At 31.7% G+C, this 10167-nt stretch carries 4 protein-coding genes; all 4 read left to right on the plus strand.

Annotated features, from left to right (window positions below; translation table 11 throughout):
• The coding region (locus HMPREF3186_RS08275) for a ZmpA/ZmpB/ZmpC family metallo-endopeptidase (RefSeq protein ID WP_269446636.1) at positions 1 to 4086 on the plus strand (4086 nt) is incomplete at its 5' end.
• 166 nt (positions 4087 to 4252) lie between these two features.
• Positions 4253 to 5008, plus strand: coding sequence for a copper homeostasis protein CutC (locus HMPREF3186_RS08280; protein ID WP_060914763.1), 756 nt, complete (start codon positions 4253 to 4255; stop codon positions 5006 to 5008).
• Between the two features lies 1 nt (position 5009).
• Entirely contained in the window at positions 5010 to 5393 is a 384-nt protein-coding gene (locus HMPREF3186_RS08285) for an SMU1112c/YaeR family gloxylase I-like metalloprotein (RefSeq protein WP_060914764.1), read from the plus strand.
• Positions 5394 to 5533: 140 nt separating this feature from the next.
• Positions 5534 to 10167: S8 family serine peptidase (locus HMPREF3186_RS08290; RefSeq protein ID WP_060914781.1), on the plus strand; the 4634-nt coding region annotated here is incomplete at its 3' end.

The following is a 10167-nucleotide window of genomic DNA, read 5'->3' on the forward strand; positions in this document are numbered from 1 at the left end:
CCAAAAGAGTACACAGGGGTACAAGCCGGAGCGATAGTCGAATCTGAGAAGGTAGAATCCCCGAAAGAATACACGGGAGTGCAAGCCGGAGCAATAGTAGAACCAGCAAAAGTAGAGGTACCGAAGGAATACACAGGAATGCAGGCCGGAGCAATAGTTGAGCCGGAAAAAGTAGAACCACCAAAAGAATACACTGGTAAAATTGAACAACCTAGTGCTGAAAAAGAAAGAACAGTAGATAAGAAACTAGAACTTAGAAATATTTCTAATGTAGAATTGTACACTTTAGAAAATAATAAGTATCGACATGTAACATCACTTTCGAGTGTTCCTACTACTCCAACAGACTACTTTATGAAAGTTAAATCAGAGAACTTTAAAGATGTTATGTTACCAGTTAAGAGTATTGAGAGTGCTAGAAAAGGTAATCAAGAAGTATATAAAATTGTGGGTCAAGCTAATGATTTAATTCAACACGAAAACAATAGTATTTTAGAAAATTATACTTACTACCTACCTAAGACCGTAAATAGTGAAAACGAAGTTTATACATCATTTAAAAATCTAGTAGAAGCAATGAATAGAAATCTACATGGTACGTTTCGTTTGGGAGCAACTATGGATGCTCGTGAAGTAGAACTTCGAGATGGTCAAGAAAGCTATATTAGTAGTGAGTTTACAGGTACATTAATAGGTAAAAATAATGATAAGAATTATGCTATATATAACCTGAAAAAACCATTGTTTAATGCTTTAAGTCATGCTACTATTCAAGATCTTTCAATAAAAGAAGCAAATGTTTCTTCGAAAGATGATACTGCTACAATAGCGAAAGAGGCGAAAAATGGTTCAAAAATTATTAATGTTCATTCTTCTGGTGTAATTGCAGGTGAACGCAGTATTGGTGGTTTAGTTTCACAAGTTACTAACTCTACAATTTCTGAAAGTAGTTTTACTGGAAGAATAACTAATACTTATGATACAACGGCTACTTATCAAATAGGTGGTTTAGTAGGAAAACTTTCAGGTGCTAGTGCTTCAATAGATAGATCAATTTCATCTATTGATATGGCAACGAATGCTAATACTGGTGACCAGGTTGTTGGTGGTATAGCGGGACTTGTTGATAAGAATGCAACTATCAGAAATAGTTATGTTGAAGGAAATCTAAATAATGTAAAACATTTTGGTTATGTTGGAGGAGTTGCAGGGTATCTTTGGGATAGAGACTCATCAGATATAAGTAACTCGGGTAACCTTACAAACGTCTTAAGTGATGTTAATGTAACGAATGGTAATGCTATTGCGGGTTATGATTTTAATGGTATAAAAGCAACTAACACTTATAGTAATAAAAATAATAAGGTAGTAAATGTAGTACAAGTGGATGATGAAGTACTTAGTAGAGATTCAGAAAAACAAAGAGGTATTGTATTAGATAATAATAAAGTTCTTGAGAAGAAAACTGAACTTGTTTCTAAGAAAAATACTAAGATAGAAGACTTTAACTTCTCTTCTAGATATGTAACTGACTATGGAAATGTAGAAGGAGCAGATGTTTCTAGGTTAAAAGTATATAAAAATATTGAAAAACTATTACCGTTCTATAATCGAGAGACAATTGTTAAATATGGTAATTTAGTAGAAACTAATAATGATTTATTTACTAAAAATCTTGTGTCTGTAGTTCCAATGAAGGATAAAGAAGTAATCACAGATATTAATAAAAACAAAGGTAGCATTAATAAATTGTTACTTCATTATTCTGATAATACTTCTCAAACATTAGATGTAAAATACCGACAAGATTTCTCTAAAGTAGCAGAGTATGAAATAACTAATACAAAGCTTATGTACACACCTAATACATTATTACATGATTATAATAATATTGTAAAAGCTGTTTTAAATGATTTGAAATCTGTTCAATATAATTCAGATGCTGTTAGAAGAGTATTAGATATTTCAAGTGATATAAAATTAACTGAATTATATCTAGATGAACAATTTGATAAAACAAAAGCAAATATAGGTGATACTTTATCAAAACTTCTTTCTGCTGATGCGGCGATAGCTGAAAATAATAATTCAATAATAGACAATTATGTAATAGAAAAAATTAAGAATAATAAAGAGGCGCTACTTCTAGGATTAACATATCTTGAACGTTGGTATAATTTTAAATATGATAATGCAAGTGCAAAAGATTTAGTATTATATCATTTAGATTTCTTTGGTAAATCTAATAGTTCTGCATTAGATAATGTTATTGAGCTAGGTAAATCTGGATTTAACAATTTATTAGCTAAAAATAATGTAATTACATATAATGTATTATTATCTAAAAATTATGGAACTGAAGGTTTATTTAAAGCATTAGAAGGTTATAGAAAAGTATTCCTACCAAATACAACTAATAACGACTGGTTCAAAAAACAATCTAAAGCATATATTGTTGAAGAAAAATCTACAATACCTGAAGTAAGTTCTAAACAATCAGAACAAGGAACGGAACACTCTATAGGTGTTTATGATAGATTAACTAGTCCTTCATGGAAATATCAAAGTATGGTCTTACCATTATTAACTTTACCAGAAGAAAAAATGATATTTATGATTGCGAATATTTCAACTATAGGATTTGGTGCTTATGATAGATATAGAAGTAATGAATATCCTAAGGGAGAAAAATTAAATAAATTTGTTGAAGATAATGTGAAAGAAGCTGCTAAACGCTTTAGAGATCATTATGATTATTGGTATAAAATTCTAGATAATGATAATAAAGAAAAATTATTTAGAAGTGTCCTAGTCTATGACGCGTTTAGATTTGGTAATGATACAAATGATAAGGTACAAGAAGCGAATTTTGAAACTAATAATCCGGTTATAAAAAACTTCTTTGGTCCTTCTGGAAATAATGTTGTTCATAATCAACATGGTGCATATGCAACAGGTGATGCATTCTACTATATGGCTTATCGTATGCTAGATAAATCTGGTGCGGTTACTTATACTCATGAAATGACACATAACTCTGATAGAGAAATTTATCTTGGAGGATATGGAAGAAGAAGTGGATTAGGACCTGAGTTTTATGCAAAAGGATTACTACAAGCTCCTGACCACCCATATGATCCAACAATAACAATTAACTCTGTTTTGAAATATGATGATTCAGAAAATTCAACAAGACTTCAAATAGCGGATCCAACTCAAAGATTCAGTAGTGCAGAAGACTTACATAGTTATATGCATAATATGTTCGATTTAATATATACTCTTGAAATCTTAGAAGGTCGTGCTGTAGCTAAATTAGATTATAATGAGAAAAATGATCTATTAAGAAAAATTGAGAATATATATAAGAAAGATCCTGATGGAAATTATGTTTATGCAACGAATGCTGTTCGTAGATTAACTTCTGATGAAATTAATAAACTTAACTCATTTAATAGTCTAATCGAAAATGACATTATAACAAGAAGAGGATATATCGACCAAGGTGAGTATGAAAGAAATGGATACCACACAATTAATCTATTCTCACCAATCTATTCTGCTTTAAGTAGTGACAGAGGAACTCCAGGTGACTTAATGGGACGCCGTATGGCATTTGAACTATTAGCTGCTAAAGGTTATAAAGAAGGTATGGTTCCATACATTTCTAATCAATATGAAAAAGAAGCAAAAGAGAGAGGACATAAGATTAATTCTTATGGTAAAGAAATTGGCTTGGTTACTGATGATTTAGTACTTGAGAAAGTGTTTAATAAAAAATATAAATCTTGGGTTGAATTCAAGAAAGATATGTATAGTGAAAGAGTACAACAATTCAGTAAACTAAATAGAGTTAGCTTCTTTAATCCTAATGACCCATGGGGACGACAAAAAAATGTAACAGTTAATAATATAAGTGTACTTGAAAAAATGATTGAAACAGCAGTTAGAGAAGATGCTGAAGATTTCACAGCACAAGTATACCCTGATACTAATAGTAGAGTTCTTAAACTTAAGAAAGCTATATTTAAGGCTTATCTAGATCAGACTAAAGATTTTAGAACATCTATATTTGGTGGGAAATAATACAATCTACAATATAAATATAAATAAGGATATGATGATTAATTTCACATATCCTTATTTTGTTAAAAAAGATTTGTTATTAAGGACTTTTTAATAGAGTATTAGTTATTAGAGATGTTTTAAACTATGTTATAATTATGCTATAGATATTAAAGGAGAATTTGATATGATTAAAATAGAAGTATGTGCTAATAGTGTACAAGATTGTTTAGTAGCACAAAATGAAGGTGCAGATAGAATAGAGTTGATTAGTGCTAGTTATCTAGGTGGTTTAACACCAACATTAACAGTTCTAAATATGGCACTTGAAAATGGTGTTGAGATACCTATAATGGCGATGGTAAGACCTAGGGGAGGAGGTTTTTGCTATTCGGAAATAGAAAAAGAACAGATGTTTAGAGAAGCTAGGGAACTGCTAGAACACGGTGCAAAAGGAATAGTATTTGGATTTTTGAATGAAAGTAGAAGAATTAACTGGGAAGAGACTGAAAAAATGATAAAACTATGTAAAAGTTTTGAAGCGGAAAGTGTCTTTCATAGAGCGTTTGATTGCTCAGATGAACCAGAAAATAATATCCAACGCTTGATTGAATTAGGTTGTACAAGAGTATTAACTAGTGGACTGGGTGCAAATGTTAATAAAGGTGTAGAACTTTTAAAACAGCTTCAAGAAAAGTTTGGGGATAAAATTGAGATTCTTGCAGGTGCGGGGATTACTACTGAGAATATTGAATATATTATTAAAGAGACAGGAGTTACTCAAGTTCATGGAACATTTAAAAAATATGGAATTGATACAACGACAACCGGTGTGGATGTAACTTATAGATATACAGACAAAGGAGACTATGAAGAAGTGGATACTCAGAAGCTGGCTCTGGCTATAGACATAGTAAAAAAATTAGATAAGGAAATGTATTAAAATGTTTGAGAATGTACATCACATAGCGATTATAGGAACAGAATATATTAAAACAAAGGAGTTTTACGTAGATAAGTTGGGATTTGAGGTTACTAGTGAACATAATCGACCAGAGAAGAATGATATTATTATAAATGTAAAACAAGGGAATCTAGTATTAGAAATTTTTATTAAAGAAGCTGCTCCATTAAGACCTAAGATACCAAGTCCAGAATACAGTGGACTAAGACATTTAGCTTTTAAAGTTGATGATGTAGAAGCGGTTCTGAAAAAGTTTGATGAATTAGATATTCCACATGAAGAATTAAGATACGATGATTTTGATAATAAGAAAATGGCATTTTTCTTTGATCCAGATGGATTACCATTAGAAATACATGAATAAAAATTAAGAAGAAACTTAGGGAACTAAGTTTTTTTCTTTATTTTTTTATAATTAAACAGAAAAATCTATTGATTTTACAGATAATATGTGTTTAAATATAGAAATGTAACTAAAATATACTTAAAAAAAGGAGAGGAACAATGCATTTTGGAAAAAAAGCTGCTGTATCATTTGTAACAGCTACATTACTATTAACTAATCTACATGTGATGGATTTTAATAATTTAGAGAAGAATTGGGTATATGCTGAAGAAAATGGAAAGGCTGATGCCGTATCTAATACTTCTGCACATACTTTTAAAGATGAGGATAAAGTTAGAATTATTGTTTCTTTAAAAGAGGACAAAGTAGATCCTAATTCATTGAAAACTGAAGAAGGAAGAAAAGAACGCGAAAAGAGTACTAAAGAACCACGTGAACGAGCATTAAAAGAAATTAAAGATAAAGGTGTTGATTACAAAGTATTATTTGAATATGATACACTTTTAAACGGATTTTCTTTAGAAACTTCGTATGCTGACGCTAAAAAAATTCAAGCGATGGATTTTGTAAATAGTGTTGAAGTAAGTGTTGATTATGAAGTTCCTGAAACTACTACTAAAAATAATGAAGATGATACTGCTTTAAAAAATACAGTTATCGACAGTAATAGAATTATTGGTGTACAAAGTTTATGGGATAAAGGATATAAAGGTCAAGGTAGAGTAGTGGCTGTTATTGACTCAGGTTTAGATCCTAATCATGACATATTACATTTAACTGATACAAGTAAAGCTAAGTATAAAAATAAAGCTGAACTTGAAGCTGTGAAAGAAAAAGCTGGAATCGATTATGGAAAATGGTATAGTGATAAACTGATTTATGCGTTTAACTACTATGACTGGGATAATAACCTAAAAGAGAAAAAAGATAAATCTCACGGTATGCACGTTGTAGGTACTTCAGTAGGTAATCCAACGAAAAAAGCACCGAATAATGAGTATGTAGCAGGTGTTGCTCCAGAATCACAATTAATATTCATGAGAGTATTCTCAGATAAACAAGGTGGAGCAAAAACAAGTACGTTTTTATATGTTAAAGCTATAGAAGATGCTGTTAAATTAGGTGCTGACTCTATTAATATGAGTCTAGGTGCTACTGCAGGAGCAGTAACAGAAGTTGGTCAAGGTACTATTGATGCAATTGCACTTGCTAAAAAGGCTGGGGTCAATGTTGTAGTCGCTGCGGGGAATGATAATGTATTTGGAAATGGTCAAAGTAAACCAAGTGCTTCTAATCCAGATTATGGATTAATCGGAACGCCATCGGTAACGCCTGATTCAATAGCTGTGGCGGCTATAAACAATAGTGTCATGAATACTGAAGTAATGACTGTTGTTGGATTAGAAGGAAATGAAGAGTGGGATAATGGTGAAGCTACAATTAGACCATTTGCTAAAAGATTTAATCCGAAAACTGAGTACTCATACTTTAACGCTGGTTATGGTTTAGAAAATGATTTTAAAAACCAAGATGTAAAAGGTAAAATTGCAGTAATGATGCGTGGAGGTGGAAATACTTTCGCAGATAAAGTAGCAGCTGCTAAAAAAGCAGGAGCTGCTGGTGCTGTTTTATATAACACTAAAGAAGGTGGAGAAGAGTTACTTAATGTTGCATTAAATAATTACGATAGTGATTTTCCTGTAGTGTTTGTTGGATATAAATTCGGTAATTTATTAGCAACTTATCCAGATTATTATAAATTAAAATTTACTGGACATTTCAGTAAGAGACCTCATCCGCAAGCAAATCAACTTGCTGATTTTACAAGTTGGGGAGTGACTGGAGACGGACTATTCAAGCCTGATGTTACGGCACCTGGTGGTGATGTTTATTCATCATTCAATAATGGAACGTATGGATTAGATAGTGGTACAAGTATGGCTTCACCACACGTAGCTGGAGCTATATCTTTAATGAAACAAGTATTCCAAGAAAGATATCCTGACCTTCAAGGTGAAGAATTACAGAAATTAATAAAACACCTATTAATGAGTACTGCGATTCCAAATTATAATAATGAAACAAAAGCATTTACATCACCAAGACAACAAGGAGCTGGAGTTATTGATGTCTCTAAAGCGGCATTTGGTGATTTATATGTAACTGGAGATAATGATTATGGAAGTATCTCTTTAGGTAATGTCCAAGATACATTTAAATTTAATGTAGTACTACATAATTTATCTGATCAGCCTAAGGAACTTGTTTACAAGTCTTATTTAAATACTGATGGTGTAGAAAATGGACAAATTACACTTAAACCAAGACAATTATCAGAAAGTAATGGTGGAGAGACTGTAGTAGTTCCTGCTAAAGGAGAGAAATCAGTTACAATTACTGTAGATGCAACGCAATTCAGAAATGAATTAGAAGGGCAAATGCCAAATGGTTATTATCTTGAAGGATTTGTAAGATTCTTTGATCCTAAAGATACGAATACAGCAGTTGCTGGAATACCATATGTTGGTTTTAAAGGAGAGTTCCAAAATCTACCTGTAGTAGAAAAACCAATATATGAATTTAAAGGGAATGAAAAACCATTCTATTACTATAAACCTAATACAACGGAGCGTGACGATAAAAATAACTTTACTTCATTGGTTACTGTTGATGTAAATGGTGAAGAAAAACATATTAAAGTTTTAGGAGAGTATACTAATCCTAAGAGTAAGTCTAATTATTTTGGGAAATTAGCATTTTCTCCAAATGGTGATAGACAGCACGATGAAATTGGATTTAAAGCGACGTTCTTAAGAAACTATGAAAATCTTAAATTATCAGTTTATGCTAAAGATGATGTTGAACGTAAAAATCCATTATATGAAAATGGTAATGTTTCTGGTAAAAAGAACTTCTTCCATAACAAAGCTACAAATAAAAAAGCTGTGTTAGTTACTGAAACAAACTGGAAAGGTCAAGATAATAATGGAAATCCATTACCAGATGGTGAATACCAGTATGTAGTTAGCTATAGTCCAGTTGCTACAGGTGCGAAAATGCAAGAGACTGTATTTAACGTTACTATTGATAGAGTTGCACCACAAATTGTTGGTACAGGTGGAGTTTATGACGAAAAAACTAGAACATTTAAACCGTATGCAGTTAAAGAAAACGGAAGTGGAGTACTTTATAAGAAATTAAGTTATAAAGTGACTAAAAAAGGTAAAGATGGTAAAACTGTTGAAAAAGAAGTGGAAGTAGAGCCAAATATAGATGGTACATTCACTCTTCCAGAAAAAGTATCTCTAGATAAATTTACTTATGAAGTGAGTGATTTTGCAGGGAACAAAGATAGCGTTGGAATTTCTAAAGTTCAAAATACTGAAAAAGGTACTGTAGAAGTTAAAACTACAGCTAAAGATGGAACAGGTGATTATTCTACTAACGTAAGATATGCTATTAAGAATGAAAAAGGGGAATTAGTAGGAGAAGACTTCACGAAGAATGGTAAGAATCTGACAGCCCTGCCATATGGTAAATATACTGTACAAGTAGTTCTAACTGATGAAGCTCTTAAATTAACTAGTCCTAAAGAAGTTGCTTTTGAGATTACTAAAGATGACTCAACTAAATCTGTTGAATTTACATTTGAAGAACAAAAGAGAAACACGACAATAATTAAATTTGATAAAGTTATACCTGCTGGAGCAAAAGTATTTGTTACGAATGAACAAGGTGAAAAAACAGAATTATCAAGAAGTCTATATAGTGAAAAAGAATTCCAAAAACGTTTAAATAATGGTAAATATACTGTTGAAGTAGTGTTACCAGAAGGATATAGATCTTCTGAAAACAATTTTGAACTTGTAGTAGGGAATGGTCGTAATACAAAAGAATTACAATTGAGTCTAGCTCAGAAAGTAGCTAGTGTCACAACTGCAGAAGGTGCAACTACTCCAGCGACTGTTGAGTTTGGAGAAGCTAAACTTTATAATGATTATAAACTTGTAGTTGGAGATGTTGAAAAAGCTAGCAAGGAAAAAATACTTAAACAGCTAACTGACAGTGAGATTGATTTAACTAAATATGATGTTGTATTTTATGATATCCATTTAGAAGATAGAAATAATAAGGTAGTAGAAGTTGATGGAACTAGAAAAGTTACTTTATCATTAGATAAAATGCCAGCTAAATTTGGTCAAGAGAAAAAAGATGGAACAATTGAACCGGTTAATGGTGAAGTTGTTGATGGTAAGTTCGTATTCACAGTAGATGAACTTAGTAATTTTGTGGCTCTTGTAGAGAAAAATGCACCTAAAGAAGATGTTAAAGTAGATAAGAGTCAACTGAAATTAGCTTCTGATAATTTCAAAGTTACAACTGATAGTGATAAGTATGAATATGCGTCATTAGATGCTAAAGAGGAATACAACAAAGCTATTAATAAAGCTAAACAACTTTTAGAAGATGAACATGCAACACAAGACGAAGTAAACAAAGCAGTTGAAGAGTTAAATGTAGCTATTTCTAAACTTACTGGTGTTAAACCAAAAGAAGCAAAAGGTGAACCGGAAAAAGTAGAAGCTCCAAAAGAATATACAGGAGTACAAGCAGGTGCAATAGTAGAACCTGAGAAGGTAGAACCACCAAAAGAATATACAGGGGTGCAAGCAGGAGCAGTGGTAGAGCCAGAAAAAGTAGAAGGTCCTAAAGAGTACACAGGAGTACAAGCAGGAGCAGTGGTAGAACCGGAAAAAGTGGAAGGTCCTAAAGAGTACACAGGAGTACAAGC

The organism is Gemella haemolysans, from assembly GCF_001553035.1.
Lineage (GTDB): Bacteria > Bacillota > Bacilli > Staphylococcales > Gemellaceae > Gemella > Gemella haemolysans_B.